The organism is Micromonospora avicenniae, from assembly GCF_900156065.1.
Lineage (GTDB): Bacteria > Actinomycetota > Actinomycetes > Mycobacteriales > Micromonosporaceae > Micromonospora > Micromonospora avicenniae.
Window position 1 is genome coordinate 182,062 of record NZ_FTNF01000006.1, and the last position, 25,053, is coordinate 207,114.

A 25,053-nucleotide genomic window follows, 5' to 3' on the forward strand; every position below is an offset into this window, starting at 1 on the left:
CGGCGAGGACGACCGGCTGACTGCGGCATCAGCCGACGTTACCGACCGGGTGCCGTCACGCGAGTACGGCGATCCCGGCCCGGCGGTACCGGCGCCCGACGTGGAGCGCGCGTGCAACGTCTCCGCCGGTCACCGGTACCGTTCTTTCGGCGCTGCCTGGCGAGCCGGGCGGCGCTTCCCCCTGAACGAACGTTCGGGGTAAGTTTCTGGGCACCAGTTCGTCGGCATGCGATCGCGCATGTCGTTGTCCGGTAGGGAGGTCAGCGCGATGAGCGGTGGTGACAAGCTCGACTTCGAGATCCGTCCGAATCCCGCACCGGTATCCGCCGCGGATCGGGCCGCCCTGCTGGTCAATCCGGGCTTCGGTCGGATCTTCACCGACCACATGGTGACCATCCGGTACGCCGACGGCAAGGGCTGGTACGACGCCCGGGTCGAGGCGCGTGCGCCGATCCCGATGGACCCGGCCGCCGCGGTGCTGCACTACGCGCAGGAGATCTTCGAGGGGATGAAGGCGTACCGCACCGCCGACGGTGGGGTGAACCTGTTCCGTCCGGAGGCGAACGCGGCCCGCTTCGGGGTCTCCGCGCAGCGGATGGCGATGCCTGTGCTGCCGCCGGAGACGTTCGTCGACTCGCTGCGCCGGCTCGTCGAGATCGACCGGGACTGGATCCCGACCGACCCGGACGGCAGCCTCTATCTGCGACCGTTCATGTTCGCGAGCGAGGTCTTCCTCGGTGTCCGCCCGGCCAACGAGTACCTCTACGTGGCGATCGCCTCGCCCGTCGGGGCGTACTTCAGTGGCGGGGTGAAGCCGGTCTCGGTCTGGGCCACCCCGGAGTACACCCGCGCCGCCCCGGGCGGTACCGGTGCGGCGAAGTGCGGCGGCAACTACGCCGCCTCGCTGGTTGCCCAGGCGGAGGCGATCGAGCACGGCTGTGACCAGGTGGTCTTCCTCGACGCGGTGGAACGCCGCTACGTCGACGAGCTGGGCGGCATGAACGTCTTCTTCGTCTACGACGACGGCAGCGTGGTCACGCCGCCGCTGACCGGCACGATCCTGCCCGGCATCATCCGGGAGTCGGTGCTCACGCTCGCCGCCGAGTCGGGACACCGGGTCCAGGAGCGTCCCGTCAGCTTTGAAGACTGGCAGGCGGACGCGGAGAGCGGCCGGTTGCGGGAGGTCTTCGCCTGCGGCACCGCCGCGGTCGTCACCCCGATCGGGCAGGTGAAGTCGCCGGCCGGGGAGTTCCTGATCGGCGGCGGTGAGCCGGGCCGGGTCACCATGGCGCTGCGTCAGCAGCTGGTCGACATCCAGCGCGGAGACGCCCCCGACCCCCACGGCTGGGTCACCCGTCTGTTCTAAAGGGACGCGGTCGCTCTCCCGGGGTCGGGTCGGACCTTGACACCCACCCCGGGAAACGGCGGTCAGTTGTTATGGCCGCTCAGGTCGCGGTGCACGGCGTCCTCGGCGTCGGTGGAGACGCTCAGTTCGCGCCAACGGTCGATCTCGGCGATCTTGGCCTCGTCGGCGGCGCGGATGAGTTGCACGGCGTCCGAGCCCAGCGGCAGCCGCAGCGGCGGCTCCGGCATCCGCGCGACCTGCACGATGACGTTGGCGCCCTTGGTCGGGTCACCGTTGAGCGGTCCGCCTTCCTTCAGGTGCGAGATCATGTAGCCCACTGTGGAGCGGTAGTCCTCACCGGGCTCGATGGCGGCCATCGACGATCCGGCCCAGTCGGTGCGGAAGCCGCCCGGCTCGATGATCGTGACCCGTACGCCGAAGGGCTTCACCTCGGCAGCGAGGGCTTCCGAGAAGCCCTCCACGCCGAACTTCGACGTGCCGTACGCGGCCAACCCGTAGCCGGGCGCCCGTCGTCCGCCGATGGTGGAGAACTGGATGAAGTGCCCCGAACGCTGCTTGCGGAACACGGGGATCGCGGCCCGGGTCACGTTGATCACGCCGAACAGGTTCGTCTCGATCTGCGCCCGGAACACGTCCGCTGGCGTCTCCTCGATCGAGCCGAGGGTGCCATACCCCGCGTTGTTGACCACGACGTCGACGCGGCCGAAGGCGTCGACGGCGGCCTGGACGGCGGCCTTCGCGGCGTCGTCGTCCGTGACGTCCAGGGCGACGCCGATGACCCGGCCCTGCCCCTTCTCGACGAGGTCGGCGACGTCGCTCGCACGCCGGGCGGTCGCGACGAGCCTGTCGCCGTCGGCGATGACCGCTTCGGCGAGCGAGCGGCCGAAGCCGCGGGAGGAACCGGTGATGAGCCAGACCTTCGCAGACATGAGTGGTGGTGCCTTTCGTGGAGGTTGTGCGGCAGGGCCGCAAGGTGGGGGAAGCGCAGGGTGCGTCAGGCGAGGAAGCCGCCGTCGACCGCGAGGTGGGCCCCCGTGACGTATGACGCGTCGTCGCTGAGGAGGAAGGCGACCGCGGTCGCGATCTCCCGAGGGGCGCCGAGGCGCTTGGCGGGGATGTTGGCGGCGATGTGCTCGACCTCGCCTTCGCCGGCGTCGAGCATGGGTGTGTCGATCACGCCCGGTTGCAGCTCGTTGATCCGGATGTTGCGGGCCGCCCAGTCGCGCGCCGCCGAGCGGGTCAGGCCCCGCGAGCCATGCTTGCTTGCCGAGTACGCGGCTCGCTGTGGCAGCCCCCGGTCGGCGAACACGCTCGAGACGTTGACGACCGCACCGCCGCCGCACGCGGCGATCGCCGGCAGTTCGGCCTTCATGGAGTAGTACAGCGACGACAGGTTGGCCGCCAGCGTGCTGTCCCAGACGTCGACGGGCAGGTCCGGCAGGTCGTGGTTCTCGCTGGAGACGCCAGCGTTGTTGACTGCGTGGTGCAGCCCGCCGAACCGGTCGACGGTCGCCTGCACCGCGCGCCGCAGCGCCTCCGGGTCGGTGACGTCGGTGGGCAGTACGAGCGCCTCGCCGCCGTTCGCGCCGATGCCGTCGGCCACCGCCCGCAGCGGTGCCTCCCGGCGCCCGAGCAACGCGACCTTGGCACCGCGTTGGGCGAGCAGCTCGGCGATGGCCGCGCCTATTCCAGTGCCGGCGCCGGTGACCAGGGCCACGTTGCCGGCGAAAATCAACTCTCCCATTATTCCATCTTCCTGCGCTATGAATGGTCTTGGGTAGTAATGACTGGATCCTCAGGAGTTAATGACCAGTCAGTCACCGTCGGCGACCGTACTCCGGTGGGCCGGTCATCGTCTACTGACCGGTCAGTCACCGGTAGGATGGGGCGATGAACAGCTCACGGATCAGCCGCGACAAGCTCCTCGGGGCCGCCGCCGAGGAATTCGGCGAGCGAGGCATCGCTGGAGCGCGCGTGGAACGCATTGCGGCACAGGCCGGGGTGAGCAAGGGCCTGGTCTACACCCACTTCGGCAGCAAGGACGAACTGTTCGACGCGGTCTTCGCGGACTACGTGCTCGAGACCATGCGGCAGGTCCCCTTCACCGCAGCCGATCTTCCGGAGTACGCCGGACGCCTGCACGACTGGTACCTGGCCAACCCCGCCGCCGCGCGCCTGTCCCGCTGGTATTCGCTGGAACGGGGGGAGGACGCGCAACTGGAGACGGTCAGCACGTCCAGCGCGGCCAAGGTGGAGGCGATCACCACCGCTCAGGAGCAGGGCCAGATCAGCTCTCGCCTGGACGCCCCGACCATGCTGCTCGCCGTCCTGACCTTGGCGTCCATGTGGGCGGTGAAGCCGCCCGAGATCACCATGCTCGCCGACCGCACCCAGGGGGCCGCAGTGCGCCGACGGGCGGTGGTCGAGGCGGTACGCGCCCTGACGGTGCCCTGAAGCCTTGAATTGCAGGATAATGAGCCATTCCGAGCAAGGGGCTGACTACTGAGCCTTTCCGCGTAACGGGTCGTGGCGTTGGGTGATCAGGTTGGCGGTTGCGGTCGAAGTGCAGAAGTACGGGGGCTGCTGCGGTGATCCTGCCGATGTTCCAGGGCGCAGGCTAACGTTGCGTAGTAGGGCAGCCGTACTTCGTGATCTGATCTTCTCGGTGGCTGGCCGGCGGACGTGGTGTGCGGGCATGGGAACGGCCACCGCGGAAACACCGATAGATCCACAAACCCTCACGTGCAGATGCCGTCCGGTTGTAAGTACTGGATGGTGCTATACGAGGATCTGCGTGTAGAGCCTGTGGCGGGCCGGTTCCTACGGGAGTTGGGATTCGGTCGGGACCGCGCCGAGTCGACGGCGCACGACGGACCCGGCATCCCGGGCGTAAGCCCCTCGACGACCGCAAGGTGTTCTGCGGGATCCGGTTCGTGCTCTACACCGCGATCCCGTGGGAGGTCCTCCCCGCAGGAGTTGGGCTTCGGATCAGGTATGACCTGCTGGCGGCGGCTACGCGATTGGAACGACGCCGGCGTGTGGACCCGACTGCACGAGATACTCCTGGCTCGGTTACGGGCCGCCGACCACCTGGATCTGTCCAGGGCGGTGGTCGACAGCTCCCACGTCCGGGCGCTCAAGGGCGGCCCAAAACCGGTCCGAGCCCGGTCGACCGCCGCAAACTGGGCTCGAAGCACCACGTCATCACCGACGCGGCCGGTATTCCTCTCGCCGTCACGCTGACCGGCGGCAACCGCCACGACGTCACCCAGTTGCTGCCCTTGACCGACGCCGTCCCACCGATCCGCGGCAAGCGGGGACGGCCGCTACGCAGGCCGCTGAATCTGTTCGCGGACCGGGCGTACGACTCCGAAGCGCACCGTCAGGCGTTGCGGGGCAAGCGCATCTACCCGGCCATTCCGCGTCGTGGTAGCCCATACGGGTCCGGACTCGGGACCCGCCGCTGGGTCGTGGAACAGACCATCGCCCTGTTGCACTGGTTCCGACGCCTACGCATCCGCTGGGAGGTTCGCGACTACATCCACGAGCGTTCCTCAGCCTGGCCTGCGCCATCATCTGCTGGCGCAGGCTCCGCATCTCATTGAGTTAGGAGTTCTAAGCGAAGAGCCCCTTCCCGACGCCTTCGGCGCGGGAGGGACCCTTCGACGTCGGCCCCGGCACATGGACCGGCACGTCACTCCAACAGGTGTTCGCGGAGCGCGACGAGCTGGGCGTCGGTGACCCCGGCGTGCCGCAGGTAGCCCTCGATCGAGCCGTACCCGTCCCGCAGCTCGGAGAGGAAGAGCAGCATCGCGTCGGACGGCGAGGCCAGGAACGGCGGTGGCAGCTCCTCGGCGTCCGGCGTGGTGGCGGCCACCCAGGCGCTGAACCGTTCGGACGCCGCGCTGCTCAACGCGTAGTCCGCGGCGATCTCGTCGTCGGCGACGCCGAGCACGGCCAGGGTCAGTCCGCAGACGACGCCGGTGCGGTCCTTGCCGGCCACGCAGTGGACCACGGCGGGCGCGTTGGTGGCGTCGGCGATCAGCCCGAGCGCCTCGGCCAGCCCGGCCGTGCCCGTCTGGGCCAGGTCGGCATAACGGTCGGCCAGGTAGCGCGCCAGGCTCGTGCCCGGCTCCTGCGGCACGTTCCCCCACTCCGCGTGCTCCGGGTGGATGTGCCGGTAGGCGAGGCCCGGCCAGTCCGGCACCCGGCCGTCACGCTCCACCTCGTACGGACGGCGCAGGTCGATCACCGTCCGGATGCCGAGGGCGGTGAACGCCTCCCGGTCGTTCTCGTCGAGCCGGTGCAGCGAGTCCGAGCGGTAGAGCCGCCCCCGGCGTACGGTGCGTCCGTCGTGGCCGGCGTAGCCGCCGACATCGCGGAAGTTGAAGATGGTGCCGAACGGGATGTGTCGATCGACCTCGGTGGCGTCCACGCCTGACACGGTACCGGCCGGCGGGGTGGAACCCCACCGGCCGGCAGAACAGGAACAACCGTCAACGAGCGGTACCCGGCGGGATCGCCGAGTACGTGTCGCTGTAGTAACCACCGAGCTTGTCCCGGTAGGCCGGGTCGGTGTCGGCGGTCTCGTCGAACTCGGGCGCGGCCTTGATCTGGTCCTTGCTCCGGTCGACGTAGACCTTCCGCTCGTCGTGGTCAACGTGGTTGACGGTCCCGGCAGGGATCATGACCTTCTTGCCGAAGATCCACGGACCGGTGTCGACCACGAGGTAGCTGGAACTCACCTCGTGGCTGGACCGGTCCACCTTGCCGATGCCGCCGTCCTGCGCCTCCACCTTGTAGCCCACCAGGTCGACGCCGGTCACCCCGGCATCGTCCCGGTACCGCCAGGGGTCGAAGGTGCCGCCGGGTGTGCCACCCGGGAAGGCGCCGCCGCCACCTGGTACGAGCGGGTCCGGCGTCCCGTGGGTCGTTCGAGGGTCGAGCCGCTCCATGGCGTTTCACTCCTCTACTCGACTGATCGGGGGTGGTGCCCTGTCAGTCCCATGTCCTACCCACTGTCGAGATCGCTACACCGGAAGTGTTCACGTAAACCTGCCGAGGACCGTCGGCGGTGCTCAGGCCAGCGCGGACTCCGCGTCGTACGCGACAGCGGTGGCGTACACCACGGACGCGATCCGGAGCGCCTCGTTCACCTGGTCGGCTCCGACGCCGGCGGCGCGCAGCTTCTTCTCGTGTGACTCCAGACAGACCTCGCAGCCGTTGACCGCCGACACGGCGAGGCACCAGAGCTCGAAGTCCACCTTCGCCACACCCGGTCGGGCGACGATCTGCATCCGGAGCCGGGCGGGGATCGTCCGGTACGCCTCGTCGCCGAGCATGTGCTTGGACCGGTAGTAGACGTTGGTCATCGCCATGATGGTGGCCGCGCCCTTGGCCGCGTCGACCGCCTCCGGTGTGAGGTGCCCGGCCGCCTCGGCGGCGATCTCCCTCAGCACCACCGGATTCCGGGCCGCCACCGCGCACGCCAACGCCGTGCCCCACGACTGTGCCGGTGTGAGCAGCGAGTTCTCGACTGTCGAGCCGAGGTTGAGCGCGATGTCCCTGGCGTATCCGGGCAGCCCTGCCCTGATCCCGTCGACTCCCACGTCAGGCCCCGGCCGACAGGTACCGCGCAGTGGTGTCGTCCCCGTCGCGCGAGCAGGAGCGCTCGGCCCGGTGGCCGTCGGAGACGACGCGGGCAGTGGGGTCGTACGCGTGGATGCGACCACCGACAGTGAGCAAGGGTCCTCCCGGTTGAGCGTCGAGCAGCCGTCGAACCGGCCAGACCGATCCTCCACCCGGGTGCCTGGCAAAGGCATGTGAAGCAGGTCACGAGGTGGGCCTTCGCCCTTGTGGATGCGGGTCGGTGCGATGCCGCGGCCGCCGATGTTGTCCCGACATGTGGATTGCGCTTCCCAAAATCAACAACCGAGTGGAAGAGTACTCAACGTGACCAGCAACGCCCTGATTCTTAGCAACTAGCGCGCCGGCCCGCCCGCCGAGCGCGCAGACCTCCCGCATCGGCGGGGGGTCTTTTTGTTGCTCTCGCGGCCCGGACCTGCCGTGCCCCCGCTCGCCCGTTCCCCGTACCCAGAAAGGCACGCTATGACGTTCCAGGTCTACGACACGACGTTGCGTGATGGCGCGCAGCGCGAGGGGCTCAGCTACTCGGTGGTCGACAAGCTGGCCGTGGCCCGGCTGCTCGACGAGTTCGGCGTCGGGTTCATCGAGGGCGGCTGGCCCGGTGCGGTGCCGAAGGACACCGAGTTCTTCCGGCGCGCGCGTACCGAACTCGACCTGCGGCACGCGCTGCTCGTCGCGTTCGGCGCGACCCGCCGGGCCGGTGTCGCGGTCACCGGGGACCCGCAGGTGCGCGCGCTGCTCGACGCGGAGACGCCGGCGGTGACGCTTGTCGCCAAGGCCGATCTGCGGCACGTCGAACGGGCGCTGCGTACCACCGGGGCCGAGAACCTCGCGATGGTCCAGGACACCGTGGCGTACCTGGTCGCCGAGGGGCGCCGGGTCTTCGTCGACGGCGAGCACTTCTTCGACGGCTACCGGCAGGATCCCGCGTACGCCGCCGCGGTGGTGGAGACCGCGCTGGCCGCCGGCGCCGAGGTGATGGTGCTCTGCGACACCAACGGCGGGATGCTCCCGTCCCAGGTCACGGCTGCGATCACCGACCTGACCGCCCGGCTCGGCGTCGGCCCCGAGCGGCTCGGCATCCACTGCCAGAACGACACCGCGTGCGCGGTGGCGAACACCGTGGCCGCCGTCGAGGCCGGGGTCCGGCACTTCCAGGGCACCGCGAACGGCTACGGCGAACGGCCGGGCAACGCCGACCTCTTCGCGGTGGTCGCCAACCTCCAACTCAAGCTCGGGCTACCCGTCCTACCAGCGGGCTGCCTGGAACAGATGGTGCGGGTCTCGCACGCCATCGCCGAGATCGCCAACATCGCTCCCGACACCCATCAGGCGTACGTCGGGGCCGCCGCCTTCGCCCACAAGGCAGGGCTGCACGCGAGCGCGATCAAGGTCGACCCGTTGCTCTACAACCACGTGGACCCGTCCGTAGTGGGCAACGACATGCGGATCCTGGTAACCGAGATGGCCGGCCGGGCCAGCGTCGAGCTCAAGAGCCGCGAGCTCGGGCTGGACCTGGCCGGTCATCCGGAGACCCTGTCCCGGGTGACCCGACGGGTCAAGGAGCTGGAGGCGGGCGGCTGGTCGTTCGAGGCGGCGGACGCCTCGTTCGAGCTGCTGGTCCGCTCCGAGCTGCCGGAGGGCGCGCCGGCCCGGCCGTTCGCCCTCGAGTCGTACCGCGTCCTCGTCGAGCACCGCGAGGACGGCTCGGTGATGTCCGAGGCCACCGTCAAGATCCGCGTACGCGGTGAGCGGGTGATCGCCACCGCCGAGGGGAACGGCCCGGTCAACGCCCTGGACGAGGCGCTGCGGGTCGGTCTGGTGCGGCACTACCCGGAGCTGCGCGAGTTCGAGCTGGCCGATTACAAGGTGCGCATCCTCGACGGCAGCAGCGGCACGGACGCGGTGACCCGCGTGCTGCTGGAGACGGCCGACGGCGCGGGCCGGGACTGGACCACGGTCGGCGTGCACCCGAACGTGGTCGAGGCGAGCTGGCACGCCCTCGTCGACGCGATGACCTACGGCCTCGCGCGGGCCCGGGTCTGACCTGTCGTCGCGCGGGCCGTCCAGGTCGGAGCGCTCGTCCCCGCCCGAGCCGGGAGGGCCAGGGTGGCCAGGACCGCGCGGTGGTCGCTGCCGGGCAGGCGGAACACGTCGACCGACCGGGCGGCGATCCGGCGGTCGACCAGGACGTGGTCGATGGTGACCGGAGGGATCAGGTCGCCGTCGTACGGGCCCCACGTGCCGGTCAGCCCCCGGCCGGTGGCGTCGGCCGCGTCCACGTAGCCGGTGCGCAGCAGGGCACGAAGCGGACCGTGGTCGAGCGTCGCGTTGAAGTCCCCGGCGAGGATCCGCAGCATCCCGTCGGGGGTGGCCGGTGGCTGCGCCGCCAGATCGGTGCGCCAGAAGTCCACCTGGTCGACGGCGTACGGGGCGGCGGGATGGGCGGACTCCACCCGCACCGGCGGCGCACCCGCGACGGCGATCGTGCCGAAAGCCTGGGTGAAGCCCCAGGCGCCGCGGTTGTGGCGTACCCCCACGTCGCCGATCGGGAAGCGCGAGTAGAGACCGGACCCGGGCGTGCCGTCGAGGGCGTTGAGCTGCCGGTGCGGCAGCAGCCGATCGAGCCCGAGCCGGTCGAGTTCGGCCCGCGCCGCGGGGGTGAACTCCTGCACGGCCAGCACGTCGACCTGCTGGGCGCGGACCAGTTCGACCAGGGTGTGCGGATCCGCGGCTCCGGCGAGCAGGTTGGCGGTGAGCAGTCGTACGGTCGGGCCGCTGGCCGTGGGTTGCGCCGAGGGCAGTGCCCGGGGCGCCACCACCGCCACGAGCGCGACCGTGGCCACGGCCGCGACCAGCGCGGGCCGGCGGCGCCTCAGGACGAGCGTCAGCACCAGAGGTAGCGGGCTCCAGGCCGCGACGTACGGAGTGAAGGCCAGCGCCTGCACGAGTGGCCCGCGGTCCAGCCCGACGAGCCGGAGGGCGGCCCAGGCGGCACCGGGCACCACGGCGAGCCAGCACAGCGCGCCGACCATCAGTCGCCGCCGGCGGCTGACCGGCCGTCGCTCCCGCAAATCGACGATCATGGGGGCAACCTATCCCAGCGTGGTCGCCCGAGTGGGGATCGCATGGTCCCGAGCGCATTTTCGTGAATGCTCCTGAGTTCGTCTTTCACAATTCTCGTGACAGGTGTCAGACAATTTTGCGGGTTGGTTCAGCTATTGACCGGACGCTTTTTGCGATGCTACGTTTCCACTTGGTCGGAGCATCGCCACGCTGAGTAGTAATACCTGCTCAGAGTGGATGTTGATCATCGGGAAACCTGGTATTGAAGGTGCGCTGGATCTTATTTTCCGGTGATTTGTCTCGGGGCTGCCCGACGGTAAGAGGGCACTGACCGTCCCGCCGGAGCGGGTCGGCCGAATTCGCACGGTCACACAAGGGGGACCTGTCATGACCAAACCATTCCGACGTAAGGCGATCGCTGTCGCGTTCGCCGTCCTCGGGCTCACCCTCGCCGGGGGCGGCATCGCCATCGCTCAGCCCGCCGCACAGGCGCCCGGCCAGCCGGCAGCCCGCGCGAGCAGCAGTCAGCCGGCGGTGACGGCGGAGGCGACCCGCTCGGCGCGGGCCGCGCTCAAGGCCGGCGTGGGCACGCTCGCGGCGAGCAATGTCGGCACCGTCGTCAACGCCAACGGCACCAAGGCGCGCGGCACCGGCTACGTGATCAAGTACGGCACCGGCCAGTACGAGGTCCAGTACGGCTACGTCGTCAGCTCCGGCGTCTACCAGGCCACCATCGGCCGCCCGGACGCCTGCTGCATCCCGCCGGGCGGGGAGATCGTGGTGGCCCCGCGACTCAGCACCCCGAACGCGGTCTTCATCCAGACCCGCAACTCCGCCGGCACCCCGGTCGACCTGCCGTTCCACCTGGTCGTCCACACCTACTGACGGCATCCGGCGCCGGCCCCCGCGCACACGTGCGCGGGGGCCGGTTCGTGCCCGACGTATCCGGTCTGTAGCTGCCCGTACCGCTCCGAGCGCCCGTCCACCGTTCGGGCGGATCATTCCATCCGGTCACCAAACGCCCGGCCAGGGGCCCACAATCCGACGTTTGTCGCGCGACCGCCCGGGAAGCAAGCACCGTGACGGACATCTCGGACACCCTGGCCAGCGTGGCCACCCCGGTCGAAGACGAACAGACAGCCGCCGAGCTGGAACAGACCCTCTCCGAGGTCAAGCGAGTGATCGTCGGGCAGGACCGGCTCGTCGAGCGGCTGCTCGTCGCCCTCCTCGCCGACGGGCACTGCCTGCTGGAGGGAGTACCCGGCGTGGCCAAGACGTTGGCCGCGCAGACCCTCGCAACCGTGGTCGGCGGCACCTTCTCCCGGATCCAGTTCACCCCCGACCTCGTACCGTCGGACATCGTCGGCACCCGGATCTACCGGGCGTCGCGGGAGACCTTCGACATCGAGTTGGGCCCGGTGATGGCCAACCTGGTGCTCGCCGACGAGATCAACCGCGCCCCCGCGAAGGTGCAGTCGGCGCTGCTGGAGGCGATGGCCGAGCGCCAGGTCTCCATCGGCGGGCGCAGCCATCCGGTGCCCTCGCCGTTCCTGGTGCTCGCCACCCAGAACCCGATCGAGTCGGAAGGGGTCTACCAGCTGCCGGAGGCGCAGCGGGACCGCTTCCTCCTCAAGATCGTGGTCGACTATCCGAGCGACGCCGACGAGCTGGCGATCCTCTACCGGATGAGCACCGACCGTCCCAAAGCTCGGCGCGTGCTCGACCCGGAACGGCTGCGACGCATGCAGCGGCACGCCGAACGGGTCTTCGTCCACCACGCCGTCGCCGAGTACGTGGTCCGGCTCATCCTGGCCACCCGCGACCCGGGACGGTTCGGGCTGGCCGAGATCGAACCGATGCTGGCGTACGGGGCGAGCCCCCGGGCCACTCTCGGCCTGGTGGCCGCCGCCCGGGCGCAAGCGCTGCTGCGCGGCCGCGAGTACGTGCTGCCCGACGACGTCCGGGAACTCGCCAGCGACGTGCTGGCCCACCGGCTGGTGCTCAGTTTCGACGCGATCGCCGACGGCGTCACCGCCGAGTCGGTGGTACGCCGGCTGGTCGAGGTGGTGCCTCCGCCACGGCTCGCGCCCCAGCCGGAGCAGGCGTCGGATCTGGCGGCGGCATGAGGCGCACAGGCCGGGAGCCTGCCGCCGTGCCGGCCGGACCGCGCCTGGCCGACCTCGCGCCCGACCAGCGTCTGCGCCGGCTGGAGCTGACCGTCATCCGGCGGTTGGACGGGCTGCTGCACGGGCAGTATCGCGGCCTGCTGCCCGGCCCCGGCAGTGAGCCGGCCGGCAGCCGCGAGTACCGGCCCGGCGAGGACGAGGTACGCCGGATGGACTGGGCGGTCACCGCCCGGACCACGGTGCCGCACGTCAGGGAGGTCGACGCCGACCGGGAACTGACCACGTGGCTGCTGGTCGACGCCAGCGCCAGCATGGAGTTCGGCACGGCGGAGCTGGACAAACGGGAGCTCTCCGTGGCGGCGGTGGCCGCGGTCGGGTTCCTCACCGCAGGGGTCGGCAACCGGCTGGGAGCCCTGCTGGTCGCGTCGACGGGGTTGCGCCGGTTCCCGGCGCACAGTGGGCGTACCCATCTGCTCGGTCTGCTCCGGGCCCTGCTGGCCGCCCCACGAACCGGCGACCGGGGCGAACCACTCGAACCGCCGGACCTCGCCGACGCGCTGGCCTCGGTGCAACGGGTCGCCACCCGGCGCGGGCTCGTGGTGGTGGTCTCCGACTTTCTCGACGGCCTGCCCGACGATCCCGATCGGCCGCCCCCCTGGGAGCGGAGCCTGCGCCGGCTGACCGCGCGGCACCAGGTGCTCGCCGTGGAGGTGACCGATCCCCGTGAGCTGGAGCTGCCCGACGTCGGGCTGATCACGCTGGTCGATCCGGAGACCGGCCGCAGACGCGAGGTGTGCACCTCCGACCGCCGGCTGCGGGAACGGTACGCGGCCGCCGCGGCCGCCCAGCGTGAGCAGGTACGCCTCGCGCTGCGCCGCAGCGGGGCCACCCACCTGTCGCTGCGTACCGATCGGGACTGGTGTGCCGACATCGCGCGGCACGTGCAGTCGCAGCGCCGGATGGCGGCGGTACCGGCCGGCGCGGCACGGGGAGGCACGAGGTGATCTGGCTGTCGCCCGCCCGGCTCTGGCTGCTGCTCGGTGTGCTCGCCCTCGCGGTGGGCTACCTGCTCGTGCAGCGACGGCGTAGCCGGTACGCCGTCCGCTTCACCAACCTGCGGCTGCTCGATCGGATCGCGCCGGAGCGTCCCGCGTGGCGCCGGCATGTGCCCGCCGGTCTGTTCCTGGTCATGCTGGCGCTGCTGGTGGTCGGCTTCGCCCGGCCCACCGCCGAGGTGCGGGTGCCCCGGGAACGGGCGACCGTCATGGTGGCGGTGGACGTCTCCACCTCGATGCTCGCCACCGACGTCGACCCGGACCGGCTCGCCGCGGCCAAGGGCGCGGCGAAGCGCTTCGTGGACGGGCTGCCCGACGAGTTCAACGTGGGCCTGGTCGCCTTCGCCGGCAGCGCGGCGGTCATCGTGCCGCCGGGCACCGACCGCGAGGCGCTGCACGACGGGATCGGCCGGCTCGCCGAGGGGATAACCGGCGTACAGGGAACCGCGATCGGCGAGGCGATCAACACCTCGCTCGGCGCGGTGAAGGGTCTGGACAGCCAGGCGGCGAAGGACCCACCACCGGCTCGGATCGTGCTCCTGTCCGACGGAGCGAACACGTCCGGGCTCGACCCGATGGAGGCGGCCGTCGAGGCGGTGGCCGCGAAGGTGCCCGTGCACACCATCTCGTTCGGCACCCCGGGCGGCTTCGTCGACCAGGGCGGCCGCCCGATACAGGTGCCGGTGGACGGGCAGACCCTCGAGGCGGTGGCGCAGGAGACCGGCGGGATGTTCCACGAGGCCAGCACCAGCGACGAACTGCGTGCGGTCTACGACGACATCGGTACCTCGGTCGGCTACCGCACCGAACGGCAGGACATCTCGGCCCGCTTCATCGGACTCGGGCTGGTACTGGCGATGGGCGCGGCGGCCGGTTCGATGCGCTGGTTCTCCCGCCTGCCCTGACGGGACGCCAGTGGGCCCGGCCCCACCTCGCAGGACATCACGTGAGGAGTACGCATGGCAGTACAGACCGGACTCGGTGAGCCCCGCGGCCCGTGGTTCGTATCGCCGGAGCTGGACCCGGACGGGCGGTCCCGGCGGGACGGGGGCGGATCGGGACGCGACCGTGGCGGCCGGCACTGGCGTGGCCGGTTGCTGGTCGCGCTCGCGGTGATCGCCCTCTCCGCCGTCTCCGGTGCCGCGGCAGGTGGCTGGGTGGCCAGCCGCGGCGGTGCCCCGGGGGAGACGGCGGCGTCCGCCGCTCCGGTGCCGGCGGAACTGGTCACCGCCGCCGAGCGGACGGTGCCCGGCGTGGTCTCCGTGCTGGCGGGCGGTGCGGGTACCGGTGGCGGGGCCAGTGGCTCCGGCTTCGCCATCGACGACCAGCAGCACATCATCACCAACGACCACATCCTGGCCAAGGGGGGCGGTGGTTCCGTGACCGTCGAGCTGCCGGACGGCCGCCGCTACACCGCGGAGGTGGTGGGCCGGGAGCCGAGCAGCGACCTGGCGGTGCTGCGGGTGCCGCCGTCCGCAGGGCTGGCGCCGCTGCCGTTGGCCAAGCCGGGCACCACGCGCGTCGGCGAACCGGTGCTCGCGGTCGGATCCCCACTCGGTCTGGCCGGTACCGTCACGGCCGGCATCGTGAGCGCCATCGACCGGCAGGTACGGCTGGGCACGAACCGGCACACGGCGGTGCAGACCGACGCGTCGATCAATCCGGGCAACTCCGGCGGGCCGCTCGTCAATGCGCGAGGCGAGGTGGTCGGGGTGAACACCGCGATCGCCACCATCGACGGCAACGGCTCGATCGGCATCGGTTTCGCCATCCCGATCGAGCAGGTGCAGCAGACCGCCGACACGATCATCGGCAAGGGCGGCTGATCCGCCGGCCGGATCGTCGGGCGGTTTTCGGCGGGACTCACCGCGTTGCCGCTGGTGGGAAGGCGCCCAGTGTCGGATATCCGGCGCGGGAGCATCGGTCGATGGAAATATTACGCTGGGTGTGGATACTGGCGTGGGTGGAAGGTCCTCTCATCGCGGTCCTCCTGCTGGTGGGCCTGCTCATCGGAAGTGGTGTGGGGTCGGCGTACACGCGCGCGCGGCGTGGCTGGGCCGACTACCAGACGGTCAAGAAAACCGTGCCTACCGCGCGTAAGACGGCCTGGTTGCTGATTCGGGGCGTCACCACGAAGATCGGTGTGGTCGCCCTGCTGCTGATCGGCGCCGTCGCGTACGCCGCGGTCGCTCCGGACGACGATGAGGCGGCCGGGCCGGCGCCTGGTCCGTCCGCGACCACGAGCGAGCGGCCGGGACGTTAGCCTCAGGGTGTGGACGGCGATGTGCGGGTGACCGACAGGTGGACAGTCCCCGCCGCGGAGTTGCGGGAGCGGTTCTCCCGTTCGTCCGGCCCGGGCGGGCAGGGCGTCAACACCGCCGACACCCGCGTCGAACTGAGCTTCGACCTGGCCGGTTCACCCAGCTTGCCCGAGTCGTTGCGGACCCGGGCAATGGAGCGGCTCGCCGGGCGGCTCGTCGACGGCGTGCTCACCATCACGGCCAGTGAGCACCGGGCCCAGTTGGCCAACCGTGAGGCGGCCCGGGAGCGGCTCGCCGCGCTGCTGCGGGAGGCGATCTCCCCACCGCCCCCGCCCCGGCGGCCGACGCGTCCGTCCCGAGGCGCCAAGGAACGGCGTCTGGCCGACAAGAAGCGCCAGTCCCAGCGCAAGCGGGAACGCCGGGTCGACGGCGAATAGCCGACGCCGATGTTCGCGGGCGTCCGCCCGTTCCGGTCCCTGTCGGCGGACGGCTGGAGTGCCGGTCCCTGTCGGCGGGCGGCTGGAGGGGTACGCCGCCGTCATGTCGGTACGACGCGTTCGCGAGAAAGCTGACTTCGTGGCCGAAAGCGGCTGTGTGACTCCCTGCGCGGCGGCGACAGCTGGGTGGACGCCACGTCATGTCGATCCTCGCACCCACGCTGGCGCGCCGCCGTGGTCGGCCACAGGCGGCTTGGCTGACAGAATTCACGATCTGTCATCGCGATGATGTAACCTTGGCTCGTCACCACGACGAGGAGAACTGTTATGGACACCCGCACGCTTGGGACGACCGGCCCGTCCGTTTCCGCGCTCGGACTCGGCCTGATGGGCATGTCGGACCTCTACACCGGCGCCGACGACACCGAGAGCATCGCCACGATCCACGCCGCCCTCGACGCCGGCGTGACCCTGCTCGACACCGGCGACTTCTACGGGCAGGGGCACAACGAGATGCTGCTCCGCGAGGCGCTGCGCGGACGCAACCGGGAGAACGCGGTGATCAGCGTCAAGTTCGGTTCGATGCGCGACCCCCAGGGCGGTTGGATCGGCAACGACATCCGCCCGAACGCGATCAAGAACTTCCTCGGCTACACCCTGCGCCGGCTCGGCACCGACTACGTGGACGTCTACCGGCCGTCCCGGATCAGCCCCGACGTGCCCGTCGAGGACGTGGTCGGGACCCTCAGCGAGCTGGTCGCCGCCGGCCACATTCGCAACATCGGACTCTCCGAGGTGAACGCGGAGACGCTGCGCCGGGCGCACAAGGTGCACCCGATCAGCGACCTGCAGATCGAGTACTCGCTGATCTCCCGCGGCATCGAGCAGGAGATCCTGCCGGCCGCCCGGGAGCTGGGGGTGGGCGTGACCGCGTACGGGGTGCTCTCCCGGGGCCTGATCAGCGGGCACTGGTCGGCGCAGCGGACTCCCGCCCCCAACGACTTCCGGGCCCACCTGCCACGCTTCAGCGGCGAGAACCTGGACCGCAACCTGGCCCTCGTCGAGCAGCTGCGGACGATCGCGGAGGCACGTGGCGTAACCGTCGCCCAGGTCGCCATCGCCTGGGTGCTGGGCCGCGGCGACGACATCGTCCCCTTGGTCGGCGCCCGCCGCCGGGACCGCCTCGCCGAGGCCCTCGGCGCGACCGGGGTCACGCTGACCGACGCCGACCTGGCGGCGATCGAGGCCGTGGTCCCCGCCGGTGCCGCCGCCGGCACCCGCTACGACGCCGGTCACATGGCTTTCCTGGACAGCGAGCGGGCATGACCCGTGCGACGGGGCACGGACTCCCGCCGTCGTCCGGTCGGAAGCCCGCGCCCCGGCTTCCCGCTCCGGCCCGGGGCCGATCACGATCCGGGCTGGAGCGGCGAGCGCGTCGCCTCCGCCGGGCGGACACCGTCGCCGCCCGGCGAGACCCGCCGCCGCGCCGCCTCCCGGCGGTGGTGACGCCGACCCCACGGCGGGGGTGACGATGAGCACCGCCGTCGGATCAGGGAGGCTTGAGTGATGAGCACCGACCCGGGCACCCTCTCCGCCGAGCGCATCCTGGACGCCGCCGAGGAGGTGCTGCGCCGCTTCGGCCCGGCGAAAGCGACAGTGCTGGACGTGGCCCGGGCACTCGGCGTCAGCCACGGGAGCGTCTACCGCCACTTTCCCAGCAAGGCGGCGCTGCGTTCCGCGGTCACGGAACGCTGGCTGGCCCGGATGTCCACCCCACTCGCCGAGGTCGCGACCGCCGACGAGCCGGCCGCGGAGCGGCTGCGCCGGTGGCTGTTCGAGCTGAACCGCTCCAAGCGCCGGATCGCCCGTGAGGACCCGGAGCTGTTCGGCACCTTCAACCTGTTGGCCACCCAGCTGGAGGACGTGGTCGCGGCCCACCTGGAGGCGCTCGCCGGCCAGCTAGCGGTGATCATCGCCGACGGGGTGGCCGCCGGGGAGTTCGACGTGGCGGATCCGGCACTCGCCGGGCGGGCGGTATTGCAGGCGACCACCCGGTTCCACCACCCGGCGCATCTCACCGAGTGGGCCGAGCCGGTCCTGGAAGACGATCTGGCCGCCGTGCTGGCGCTGCTCCTCGACGGTTTGCGCGTCCGCCCGCAGAAGTGACCGCCTGCGGGACCGGCCGGCCGCGAAGCGCGTTCACCCCGCCACGGCGAGAGCGAGCCGGTCGCACTCCGCGATCAGGCGTGCCCGCAGCGGCGCGGCGCGTTCCGCGAACGAGCGCTGCGCCTGCACGTACTCGTGCCTGCCCTCGACGGTCTCGACCCGCACGGGAGGGTAGCCCAGATCGGCGAGGTCGTACGGCGAAGCCCGCATGTCCAGCGTGCGGATGTCCCGGGCCAGCGCGAAGGCATCGGCGACCAGTTCGCTCGGCACCAGCGGGGAGAGCTTGTACGCCCACTTGTAGAGATCCATGTTGGCGTGTAGGCAGCCCGGCTGCTCGAGGGCGTGCTGGGTCTCCCGGCTCGGGGCGAGCAGGTTCAGCGGCCGGGCCAGTGCGGTGAAGAACCGGAACGCGTCGAAGTGGCTGCACCGGATCCGGTTCGCCTCCACCGTCCGCGCGGTCTCCTCCGGGCTCAGCCGCAGCGGCCAGCTGTTGTGCCGTACCTCCGCCTGGGTCTGCCGGTAGACCATCGCCCACTCGTGCATCCCGAAGCAGCCGAGGTGCGCCTGGCGGCCGGCGGTCGCGGCGAGAAGCGTACGGATCCAGGCGATGGACTCGGCGCGCCGCGCGTGTGCCGCAGCGGTGTCGAGGGTCACGCCGCCGGCTGTCGCACGGTAGTCGCGACCGAACTCGGCCGGGTCCGCGTCACGTAGCTCCACGCCGGGACCGGGATGCCAACGGCGCAGCTGTGCCGGACGGTACGAGTAGTAGGTGAAGAGGAAGTCCTCCACCGGGTGCTTCTCGCCTCGGCGCCGTCGCTCCAGGTGCGGGGCGAGCCAGGCGTCGACCCGCTCCTGATGGGCTTGCCGCCGCGGCTGCCAGTCGGCCGCGTCGAGCACCGTCGACGGGGTGAGGGCGGCGGCGGTCACCGCATCAGCGTACGACCGCCGCCGACTCGGCTGCTCAGGGCACGTCCACCCGCACGCCGGGGGAGAACACCCCGCTGCGCAGCTCGAGCTGCTTCGGTGGCTCCCGGCCGTCGACGGTGAAGACCAGCGGCAGCACCACCCGGCTCCCGGCCGCCAACGGCTGGGCGAAGACGTCCCGGCCGAGGTTGGCCAGCTGGGTGGCCGGCTCGTCGGTGGTCACGAATCGGCCACCCGGCAGGTACACCCGTTGCAGCTCCCCGTGCCAGGCCTGGTACTCCGGGGTCATGTTGCGAATCCCGACGGTGGCCTGGCACTGCCGGCGAGCGGCGGCGCCCGGGGCGGCGCACGCGACCCGGTAGACGGTGAACTCGAAGGCCGACTCACGCAGCGGCACGCCCATCGGGCCGGCGACACCCTTGCCGTGCCAGGCGCCGCTCGTCGGCCGGCTGTCGGTGTCGATCGAGGTGACCTGGCGGGTGGCCGTCCAACCGGCCACACCGACCACCCCGGCGAGCACCGCCACGGCCGAGGTGACCAACAGCCATACGGGCGGTTTGCGACGTCGTGCCGCGACCTGGGGCGCGGACGGGCGCGGATAGATGGTGCCGCGGCCGTGCCGGGGGTCGCCGGCCGGTCCCCGGCCGGCGGAGCCGTCACCGGCGGCCAGGGCGGACGCGACCGTCCGACGTCGTCGTCGCCACAGCCACCACCCCACCGTCCCGCCCAGCAGTACCGCGGCCGCCGGCACTCCGACCAGGACCGGCGTCCGTTGCCACGCCGGGGACGCCGGGTCCTTCCTGGTCGCAGGCGCGGCCGCGTTCCAGGTGGCGGTGGCGCAGTCGTACGGCCGTTTGCCGTCGCTGGTGAAGGCGCACGCCGGTGCCGTCACCGGCTGCCCCGTGGGAGCCTGCGCCAGTGACGTGTTCAGCGTGGTGACACTGTTCGCGGGCAGTTTCAGCCGCCAGGTCACCTCGCTCGCCGAGTTGCCCGCGATCCGGCCGGCCTGGCCGCCGGCGGTGATGATCGAGGGCGCCGAGCCGGCCGGCAGCTCCTGCCGGATCGTGGTGTCCACCGGCGTACCGCCGGTGTTGCGCACGTGGATCCGGTACGCCGGCGCCGGTGTGGGTGCCGGTGCCACCGCCACGGTGACCGGCGGCTTCGGCGGCGGTGGCAACGCCCGGGTGGGCGTGGGAACCGCCGGCGGGGCCGCGGGCATGCCGGGCAGCTGGGACGGTGACGGTGAGGACCCTGAGGACGAGGGTTCCGGCGCCACCGCCGGTCGCGGCCGCGCGGCGGCCGGGTCGGGCGCCAGCGCGGGCAGGGCCGGCACGGCGGCGAGGATGCCGAGGCAGTGTACGAACACCGCGAGGGCCTTGTGGTGTCGTGTCGATGCAGGCATGCGAACGAACCTCCGGAGCCGACGCTAGGGGCGCGGGCACGTCGTGCGGGTACGACTTGACGAAACCCGCCCCGGCCGGCACCGGTTCGCGTACGCTGCCCAGCCACGTCCGCCGGACGGCCTCGGCGGCGGCTGTGCCGCGCGGCGGGCACCCGACGCGGAGATCGCAGGACCCCGCCCGCCCGGCGAGGGTGGTCGCGGCGGCGGCCGGGCTAGATTTGCCGGGTGCGTATCGTTCGTTTCGCTCATGCCAAGGGAATGTCGTTCGGAGTCGCCGAGGGCGAGACGTCGGCCGGGCTGGAGGGCCTGACCGTCGCGGAGATCGAGGGCCACCCCTTCGGTGAGATCAAGTTCACGGGTGCCCGCTGGGCCCTCTCCGACGTGCGGCTGCTCTCGCCGATCCTGCCGAGCAAGGTCGTCTGCGTCGGCCGCAACTACGCGGAGCACGCCGCCGAGCACGGCAGCGAGGTGCCGAAGGAGCCGTTGCTCTTCCTCAAGCCGTCCACGTCGGTGATCGGACCGCGCGACGCGATCCGGCTGCCGATCTTCTCCAAGCAGGTCGAGCACGAGGCGGAGCTGGCCGTGGTGATCGGGGCGACGGGTGCCCGTCGGGCCGACCGGGCGGCCGCCGAACGGGCCATCTTCGGCTACACCTGCGCCAACGACGTGACCGCCAGGGACCTGCAGCGCTCCGACGGCCAGTGGACCCGGGCGAAGGGCTTCGACTCGTTCTGCCCGATCGGGCCATGGATCACGACCGGGCTGGACGTCTCCGACCTGGAGATCCGGTGCGAGGTCGGTTCGGACCCGAACGCGCTGGAGGTGCGCCAGTTGGGCCGTACCCGGGACATGGTGTTCGACGTGCCGGCGCTGGTGTCGTACATCTCGCACGTGATGACGCTGCTGCCCGGCGACGTCATTCTCACCGGCACGCCGGCCGGGGTTAGCCCGCTCACCGACGGGGATACGGTCACGGTGCGGATCGAGGGGATCGGCGAGCTCACCAACCCGGTGCTGCCGGTCGCCTGATCCGGCTCCGACGCCCTGAAACCGCAGGTCAAGCTGGGTTTGGGGGGTTGGATTTGGCCTGCTGGCGGCGGGAGGGTAAAGTTCATTCCCGGCGCCGCAAGGGGCCAATGGGGTATGGGGTAATTGGCAGCCCGACTGATTCTGGTTCAGTTAGTCTAGGTTCGAGTCCTGGTACCCCAGCAACCGATGTTCGTGAGAATGTCGGTCGCTGGATTCTGAGGTGCGCGATTTGGCCCGCGAGGGCTGATCGGGCGTCTGGTAGGGTTCAGCGGCGCCGCTCGCAGGAGCGGTGAGGGAAGAAGGTTCTGGCCCCGTCGTCTAGTGGCCCAGGACGCCGCCCTCTCAAGGCGGTAGCGCCGGTTCGAATCCGGTCGGGGCTACATCGGGTGCGGCCCGTCTCGTTTCGGCGAGGCGGGCCGTTTCGCTTCTGCGGGGTGTACCCGCGTGGACCCGGTTCACACCCTCCGAAGGGGCGCCGCTAAACTACAGCGGCACCGCCCAACGGGGCGGTGCGCACAACATGTGCCTGGCCCCGTCGTCTAGCGGCCCAGGACGCCGCCCTCTCAAGGCGGTAGCGCCGGTTCGAATCCGGTCGGGGCTACATCCAACGGCCCGTCTCGCTGCGCGAGACGGGCCGTTTCGTCTTCCGGCAGAGTCCCAGCCCGCTGATCAAGAGGTTCGCGTCAGATCCGGGCCAGCTCCTGACGCAAGCCTCTTGATCAACGCGGCTGGCGGGGACGGGGTCGGGGTGGGGTGGGGTCAGAGGCCGGAGAGGCGTTGGCCGGCGCGGACGACGGCCATCGCGTGGCGTTCGCCCGGACGGCGGCCGAGGCGTTCGATCGGGCCGGAGATGCTGATCGCGGCGATCACCCGCCCGGTGCGGTCGCGGATCGGCGCCGAGACGCTCGCCACGCCGGCCTCCCGTTCGGCGACGCTCTGCGCCCAGCCCCGCCGGCGTACCTCGGCCAGGGTGCGTCCGGTGAACTTGGCCCGGGGCAGCAGCGGCATCACCGCCTCCGGCGGCTCCCAGGCGAGCAGGATCTGGGCGGCCGAACCTGCCGTCATGGGCAGCACCGATCCGACCGGGACGGTGTCGCGCAGCCCGCTGGCCCGCTCGGCGGCGGCCACACAGATCCGCTCGTCCGCCCGGCGCAGGTAGAGCTGTGCGCTCTCACCGGTGGCGTCGCGCAGCGCGGACAGCAGCGGCTCTGCCGCGGTCAGCAGTACGTCGGGCGCGGCGTTCGCCAGCTCGCCCAGCCGGGGCCCCGGCCGCCACCGGCCCTGGGTGTCCCGGACCAACATCCGGTGGATCTCGAGCGCTTGTGCGAGCCGGTGCGCGGTGGCCCGGGGGAGCTTCGTGCGTTCGACGAGTTCGGCCAGGCTGGCGCCGTCCACGCAGGCGGCCAGGATGACCACCGCCTTGTCGAGAACGCCGACACCACTCATACTGTGTCCCACAAGCCGAAACTTACCTCCCAGAATTTAGGATGTCCAGATGGTGGGAGTCACTGCTGAGCCGAGGACCCTGGCCGAGAAGGTCTGGGACGCGCACGTCGTACGAGCCGCCGCCGGTGAGCCGGATCTGCTCTACATCGACCTGCACCTCCTGCACGAGGTGACGAGCCCGCAGGCGTTCGACGGGCTGCGGCTCGCCGGCCGCCGGGTGCGCCGTACCGACCTGACGATCGCGACCGAGGACCACAACACACCCACCGGGTACGCCGATCCGGCGTTCCGCCAGCGGCGCGGCGATCTGCTCACCGTGGCCGACCCGACCTCGCGTACGCAGCTGGAGACCTTGCGCGCCAACTGCGTCGAGTTCGGTGTCCGGCTGCACCCGCTCGGCGACGAGAACCAGGGCATCGTGCACGTCATCGGTCCGCAGCTCGGGCTCACCCAGCCCGGCATGACCATCGTCTGCGGCGACTCGCACACCGCCACCCACGGCGCCTTCGGCGCGCTCGCCTTCGGTATCGGCACCAGCGAGGTCGAGCACGTCCTGGCCACCCAGACGCTGCCGCAGAGCCGGCCCAGGACGATGGCCGTGAACGTGACCGGCCGGCTCGCCCCCGGGGTCACCGCGAAGGACCTGGTGCTCGCACTGATCGCGCAGGTGGGCACCGGTGGCGGCCGCGGGCACGTCGTCGAGTACCGCGGCGAGGCCATCCGCGCCCTCTCCATGGAAGGGCGGATGACCGTGGCCAACATGTCCATCGAGTGGGGCGCCAAGGCCGGCATGATCGCGCCGGACGAGACGATGTTCGCGTACCTCAAGGGGCGGCCCAACGCCCCGCAGGGCGCCGACTGGGACGCGGCGGTCGCGTACTGGCGGACGCTGCCCACCGACGAGGGGGCGACCTTCGATGCCGAGGTGACCCTGGACGCCAGCCGGGTGACTCCGTTCGTCACCTGGGGCACCAACCCGGGCCAGGGTGCCCCGCTGAGCGAACGGGTCCCGGATCCGGAGCAGTTCGTCACGGAGTCCGAGCGGGCCGCCGCCCGGCGGGCGCTGGAGTACATGGACCTGCGCCCCGGTACCGCGCTGCGGGACCTGCCGATCGACGTGGTGTTCGTCGGCTCCTGCACCAATGGCCGGCTCGAGGACCTGCGCGCCGCCGCCGAGGTGCTGCGCGGGCGGAAGGTCGCCGACGGCGTACGCATGCTCGTGGTGCCCGGTTCCGCCGCCGTCCGGGAGGCGGCCGAGACGGAGGGGCTCGACAAGGTCTTCGCCGACGCCGGCGCCGAGTGGCGCTTCGCGGGCTGCTCCATGTGCCTCGGCATGAACCCGGACACCCTCAAGCCGGGCGAGCGCTCCGCCTCCACCTCCAACCGCAACTTCGAGGGCCGCCAGGGCCGGGGCGGACGCACCCACCTGGTCTCCCCGCCGGTCGCCGCCGCCACCGCCGTGGTGGGTCGGCTGGCCGCACCCGCCGATCTGTAAGGGGTCACCGCTGATGGAGAGCTTCACCACCCACACCGGCACCGCCGCTCCGCTGCGCCGTTCCAATGTGGATACCGATCAGATCATTCCGGCCGTGTACCTCAAGCGGGTGACCCGGACCGGTTTCGCCGACGGGCTCTTCAGCGCGTGGCGGGAGGATCCCACATTCGTGCTCAACGATCCAACGTATTCTGGTGCGTCGATTCTCCTGGCCGGCCCGGAGTTCGGCACCGGGTCCTCTCGGGAGCACGCGGTCTGGGCGCTGCGGGACTGGGGGTTCCGTGCGGTGATCTCCCCGCGCTTCGGTGACATCTTCCGCGGCAACGCCCTGAAGGAGGGGCTCTTGCCGGTCGAGTTGGAATTGAAAGCGGTCGAAGAGCTGTGGGATCGCGTCGAATCCGACCCGCGCACCCCGGTCACCGTCGATCTGACCACCCGTGAGGTTCGCGCCGGGGATGCCACCTGGTCGTTCCCGCTCGACGACTTCAGCCGCTGGCGGTTGATGGAGGGCTTGGATGACATTGGACTCACCCTCCGCCACGAGGCCGAGATCGGTGCCTACGAGGCGTCCCGACCGCCGTTCCTGCCGTCCGTCGCGCGGCCGTAGATCTGCGGCGTAGAAGCGATTCGCCCC

24 protein-coding genes, 3 tRNA genes and 2 pseudogenes are annotated in these 25,053 nt (G+C 71.2%); 19 read left to right on the forward strand and 10 right to left on the reverse strand.

Going from position 1 to position 25,053, the window contains the following annotated elements:
* Positions 1 to 268 precede the first annotated feature (268 nt).
* Positions 269 to 1,366 carry a branched-chain amino acid aminotransferase gene (locus tag BXA10_RS12285; RefSeq protein ID WP_076470446.1) on the forward strand — a complete coding sequence of 366 codons (1,098 nt, stop codon included), beginning with the start codon at positions 269 to 271 and terminating at the stop codon, positions 1,364 to 1,366.
* Positions 1,367 to 1,428: 62 nt separating this feature from the next.
* On the opposite strand, the gene BXA10_RS12290 is transcribed toward BXA10_RS12285, so the two are convergent.
* Together BXA10_RS12290 and BXA10_RS12295 are read right to left on the reverse strand one after the other, a co-directional pair.
* Positions 1,429 to 2,295 carry an oxidoreductase gene (locus BXA10_RS12290; RefSeq protein WP_076470447.1) on the reverse strand — a complete coding sequence of 289 codons (867 nt, stop codon included), beginning with the start codon at positions 2,293 to 2,295 and terminating at the stop codon, positions 1,429 to 1,431.
* Between the two features lie 65 nt (positions 2,296 to 2,360).
* A complete protein-coding gene (locus tag BXA10_RS12295) occupies positions 2,361 to 3,110 on the reverse strand; it encodes an SDR family NAD(P)-dependent oxidoreductase (RefSeq protein WP_076470448.1) in 750 nt (249 codons plus the stop codon).
* Positions 3,111 to 3,256: 146 nt separating this feature from the next.
* On the opposite strand from BXA10_RS12295, the gene BXA10_RS12300 reads away from it, so the two are divergent.
* Both BXA10_RS12300 and BXA10_RS31465 read left to right on the forward strand, forming a co-directional pair.
* Positions 3,257 to 3,820 carry a TetR/AcrR family transcriptional regulator gene (locus tag BXA10_RS12300; RefSeq protein ID WP_076470449.1) on the forward strand — a complete coding sequence of 188 codons (564 nt, stop codon included), beginning with the start codon at positions 3,257 to 3,259 and terminating at the stop codon, positions 3,818 to 3,820.
* A 413-nt stretch (positions 3,821 to 4,233) separates the two neighbouring features.
* A pseudogene (locus BXA10_RS31465) lies at positions 4,234 to 4,976 on the forward strand (IS5 family transposase); the annotation flags it as partial.
* Positions 4,977 to 5,060: 84 nt separating this feature from the next.
* On the opposite strand, the gene BXA10_RS12315 reads toward BXA10_RS31465, so the two are convergent.
* The 4 genes from BXA10_RS12315 to BXA10_RS32415 all read right to left on the reverse strand — a co-directional run bounded on the left by BXA10_RS12315 (position 5,061) and on the right by BXA10_RS32415 (position 7,111).
* Positions 5,061 to 5,810: a tyrosine-protein phosphatase gene (locus BXA10_RS12315; protein WP_076470450.1), complete on the reverse strand. Its 750-nt coding sequence runs from the start codon at positions 5,808 to 5,810 to the stop codon at positions 5,061 to 5,063.
* A 52-nt stretch (positions 5,811 to 5,862) separates the two neighbouring features.
* Positions 5,863 to 6,321 carry a PRC-barrel domain-containing protein gene (locus tag BXA10_RS12320; protein WP_076470451.1) on the reverse strand — a complete coding sequence of 153 codons (459 nt, stop codon included), beginning with the start codon at positions 6,319 to 6,321 and terminating at the stop codon, positions 5,863 to 5,865.
* Positions 6,322 to 6,444: 123 nt separating this feature from the next.
* The gene (gene ahpD, locus BXA10_RS12325) at positions 6,445 to 6,975 is read right to left on the reverse strand and encodes an alkylhydroperoxidase, AhpD family (protein ID WP_076470452.1); all 531 of its coding nucleotides are present in this window, start codon (positions 6,973 to 6,975) and stop codon (positions 6,445 to 6,447) included.
* Between the two features lies 1 nt (position 6,976).
* Positions 6,977 to 7,111: a hypothetical protein gene (locus BXA10_RS32415; RefSeq protein ID WP_281251429.1), complete on the reverse strand. Its 135-nt coding sequence runs from the start codon at positions 7,109 to 7,111 to the stop codon at positions 6,977 to 6,979.
* Between the two features lie 363 nt (positions 7,112 to 7,474).
* Between BXA10_RS32415 and cimA the strand changes: the two genes are divergently transcribed.
* Positions 7,475 to 9,058 carry a citramalate synthase gene (gene cimA, locus BXA10_RS12330; RefSeq protein WP_076470453.1) on the forward strand — a complete coding sequence of 528 codons (1,584 nt, stop codon included), beginning with the start codon at positions 7,475 to 7,477 and terminating at the stop codon, positions 9,056 to 9,058.
* 50 nt (positions 9,059 to 9,108) lie between these two features.
* Here cimA and BXA10_RS12335 read toward each other — a convergent pair.
* A pseudogene (locus BXA10_RS12335) lies at positions 9,109 to 10,047 on the reverse strand (endonuclease/exonuclease/phosphatase family protein); the annotation flags it as partial.
* 418 nt (positions 10,048 to 10,465) lie between these two features.
* Between BXA10_RS12335 and BXA10_RS12340 the strand changes: the two are divergent.
* The 9 genes from BXA10_RS12340 to BXA10_RS12380 all read left to right on the forward strand — a co-directional run bounded on the left by BXA10_RS12340 (position 10,466) and on the right by BXA10_RS12380 (position 18,123).
* Complete coding sequence (locus BXA10_RS12340; RefSeq protein ID WP_076470454.1) at positions 10,466 to 10,963, forward strand: hypothetical protein; 498 nt, start codon at positions 10,466 to 10,468, stop codon at positions 10,961 to 10,963.
* A 194-nt stretch (positions 10,964 to 11,157) separates the two neighbouring features.
* Positions 11,158 to 12,204: an AAA family ATPase gene (locus BXA10_RS12345; protein ID WP_076470455.1), complete on the forward strand. Its 1,047-nt coding sequence runs from the start codon at positions 11,158 to 11,160 to the stop codon at positions 12,202 to 12,204.
* 26 nt (positions 12,205 to 12,230) lie between these two features.
* Complete coding sequence (locus BXA10_RS12350) at positions 12,231 to 13,208, forward strand: DUF58 domain-containing protein (RefSeq protein WP_175649187.1); 978 nt, start codon at positions 12,231 to 12,233, stop codon at positions 13,206 to 13,208.
* Complete coding sequence (locus tag BXA10_RS12355; protein WP_076470457.1) at positions 13,205 to 14,164, forward strand: VWA domain-containing protein; 960 nt, start codon at positions 13,205 to 13,207, stop codon at positions 14,162 to 14,164. The genes BXA10_RS12350 and BXA10_RS12355 overlap by 4 nt, the downstream gene beginning before the upstream one ends.
* Before the next feature lie 54 nt (positions 14,165 to 14,218).
* Positions 14,219 to 15,085, forward strand: coding sequence for a S1C family serine protease (locus BXA10_RS12360; protein WP_076470458.1), 867 nt, complete (start codon positions 14,219 to 14,221; stop codon positions 15,083 to 15,085).
* A gap of 137 nt (positions 15,086 to 15,222) precedes the next feature.
* Positions 15,223 to 15,522 (forward strand): hypothetical protein, encoded by a 300-nt coding sequence (locus BXA10_RS12365; protein ID WP_076470578.1) that lies wholly within the window; start codon positions 15,223 to 15,225, stop codon positions 15,520 to 15,522.
* A gap of 9 nt (positions 15,523 to 15,531) precedes the next feature.
* Positions 15,532 to 15,957 (forward strand): alternative ribosome rescue aminoacyl-tRNA hydrolase ArfB, encoded by a 426-nt coding sequence (gene arfB, locus BXA10_RS12370; protein WP_076470459.1) that lies wholly within the window; start codon positions 15,532 to 15,534, stop codon positions 15,955 to 15,957.
* 327 nt (positions 15,958 to 16,284) lie between these two features.
* The gene (locus BXA10_RS12375; protein WP_076470460.1) at positions 16,285 to 17,283 is read left to right on the forward strand and encodes an aldo/keto reductase; all 999 of its coding nucleotides are present in this window, start codon (positions 16,285 to 16,287) and stop codon (positions 17,281 to 17,283) included.
* 240 nt (positions 17,284 to 17,523) lie between these two features.
* Positions 17,524 to 18,123, forward strand: a complete 600-nt coding sequence (locus BXA10_RS12380) for a TetR/AcrR family transcriptional regulator (RefSeq protein ID WP_076470461.1) — start codon at positions 17,524 to 17,526, stop codon at positions 18,121 to 18,123.
* A 33-nt stretch (positions 18,124 to 18,156) separates the two neighbouring features.
* On the opposite strand, the gene BXA10_RS12385 is transcribed toward BXA10_RS12380, so the two are convergent.
* Positions 18,157 to 19,050, reverse strand: coding sequence for a 3-methyladenine DNA glycosylase (locus BXA10_RS12385; protein WP_076470462.1), 894 nt, complete (start codon positions 19,048 to 19,050; stop codon positions 18,157 to 18,159).
* Positions 19,051 to 19,084: 34 nt separating this feature from the next.
* Positions 19,085 to 20,449, reverse strand: coding sequence for a hypothetical protein (locus tag BXA10_RS12390; RefSeq protein WP_076470463.1), 1,365 nt, complete (start codon positions 20,447 to 20,449; stop codon positions 19,085 to 19,087).
* A 225-nt stretch (positions 20,450 to 20,674) separates the two neighbouring features.
* Between BXA10_RS12390 and BXA10_RS12395 the strand changes: the two genes are divergently transcribed.
* The 4 genes from BXA10_RS12395 to BXA10_RS12410 all read left to right on the forward strand — a co-directional run bounded on the left by BXA10_RS12395 (position 20,675) and on the right by BXA10_RS12410 (position 22,079).
* On the forward strand, positions 20,675 to 21,478 hold the full coding sequence (locus BXA10_RS12395; protein ID WP_076470464.1) for a fumarylacetoacetate hydrolase family protein: 804 nt from the start codon (positions 20,675 to 20,677) through the stop codon (positions 21,476 to 21,478).
* 108 nt (positions 21,479 to 21,586) lie between these two features.
* Positions 21,587 to 21,658 (forward strand) — tRNA-Gln (locus tag BXA10_RS12400).
* Positions 21,659 to 21,785: 127 nt separating this feature from the next.
* A tRNA-Glu gene (locus BXA10_RS12405) sits at positions 21,786 to 21,858 on the forward strand.
* A 148-nt stretch (positions 21,859 to 22,006) separates the two neighbouring features.
* Positions 22,007 to 22,079, forward strand: a tRNA-Glu gene (locus BXA10_RS12410).
* Between the two features lie 158 nt (positions 22,080 to 22,237).
* On the opposite strand, the gene BXA10_RS12415 is transcribed toward BXA10_RS12410, so the two are convergent.
* On the reverse strand, positions 22,238 to 22,924 hold the full coding sequence (locus BXA10_RS12415) for an IclR family transcriptional regulator (protein ID WP_076470465.1): 687 nt from the start codon (positions 22,922 to 22,924) through the stop codon (positions 22,238 to 22,240).
* 49 nt (positions 22,925 to 22,973) lie between these two features.
* Between BXA10_RS12415 and leuC the strand changes: the two genes are divergently transcribed.
* Both leuC and leuD read left to right on the forward strand, forming a co-directional pair.
* Positions 22,974 to 24,419 (forward strand): 3-isopropylmalate dehydratase large subunit, encoded by a 1,446-nt coding sequence (gene leuC / locus BXA10_RS12420; RefSeq protein WP_076470466.1) that lies wholly within the window; start codon positions 22,974 to 22,976, stop codon positions 24,417 to 24,419.
* Between the two features lie 13 nt (positions 24,420 to 24,432).
* Entirely contained in the window at positions 24,433 to 25,026 is a 594-nt protein-coding gene (gene leuD, locus BXA10_RS12425) for a 3-isopropylmalate dehydratase small subunit (protein ID WP_076470467.1), read from the forward strand.
* The last annotated feature ends 27 nt before the right edge of the window (positions 25,027 to 25,053 follow it).

Bases quoted from the DNA above. Each gene is read 5' to 3' on its own strand.
- BXA10_RS12285 (WP_076470446.1), top strand. From the start codon at position 269: ATGAGCGGTGGTGACAAGCTCGACTTCGAGATCCGTCCGAATCCCGCA.
- BXA10_RS12290 (WP_076470447.1), bottom strand. From the start codon at position 2,295: ATGTCTGCGAAGGTCTGGCTCATCACCGGTTCCTCCCGCGGCTTCGGC.
- BXA10_RS12295 (WP_076470448.1), bottom strand. From the start codon at position 3,110: ATGGGAGAGTTGATTTTCGCCGGCAACGTGGCCCTGGTCACCGGCGCC.
- BXA10_RS12300 (WP_076470449.1), top strand. From the start codon at position 3,257: ATGAACAGCTCACGGATCAGCCGCGACAAGCTCCTCGGGGCCGCCGCC.
- BXA10_RS12320 (WP_076470451.1), bottom strand. From the start codon at position 6,321: ATGGAGCGGCTCGACCCTCGAACGACCCACGGGACGCCGGACCCGCTC.
- cimA (WP_076470453.1), top strand. From the start codon at position 7,475: ATGACGTTCCAGGTCTACGACACGACGTTGCGTGATGGCGCGCAGCGC.
- BXA10_RS12340 (WP_076470454.1), top strand. From the start codon at position 10,466: ATGACCAAACCATTCCGACGTAAGGCGATCGCTGTCGCGTTCGCCGTC.
- BXA10_RS12360 (WP_076470458.1), top strand. From the start codon at position 14,219: ATGGCAGTACAGACCGGACTCGGTGAGCCCCGCGGCCCGTGGTTCGTA.
- BXA10_RS12375 (WP_076470460.1), top strand. From the start codon at position 16,285: ATGGACACCCGCACGCTTGGGACGACCGGCCCGTCCGTTTCCGCGCTC.
- BXA10_RS12380 (WP_076470461.1), top strand. From the start codon at position 17,524: ATGAGCACCGACCCGGGCACCCTCTCCGCCGAGCGCATCCTGGACGCC.
- BXA10_RS12390 (WP_076470463.1), bottom strand. From the start codon at position 20,449: ATGCCTGCATCGACACGACACCACAAGGCCCTCGCGGTGTTCGTACAC.
- BXA10_RS12415 (WP_076470465.1), bottom strand. From the start codon at position 22,924: ATGAGTGGTGTCGGCGTTCTCGACAAGGCGGTGGTCATCCTGGCCGCC.
- leuC (WP_076470466.1), top strand. From the start codon at position 22,974: ATGGTGGGAGTCACTGCTGAGCCGAGGACCCTGGCCGAGAAGGTCTGG.
- leuD (WP_076470467.1), top strand. From the start codon at position 24,433: ATGGAGAGCTTCACCACCCACACCGGCACCGCCGCTCCGCTGCGCCGT.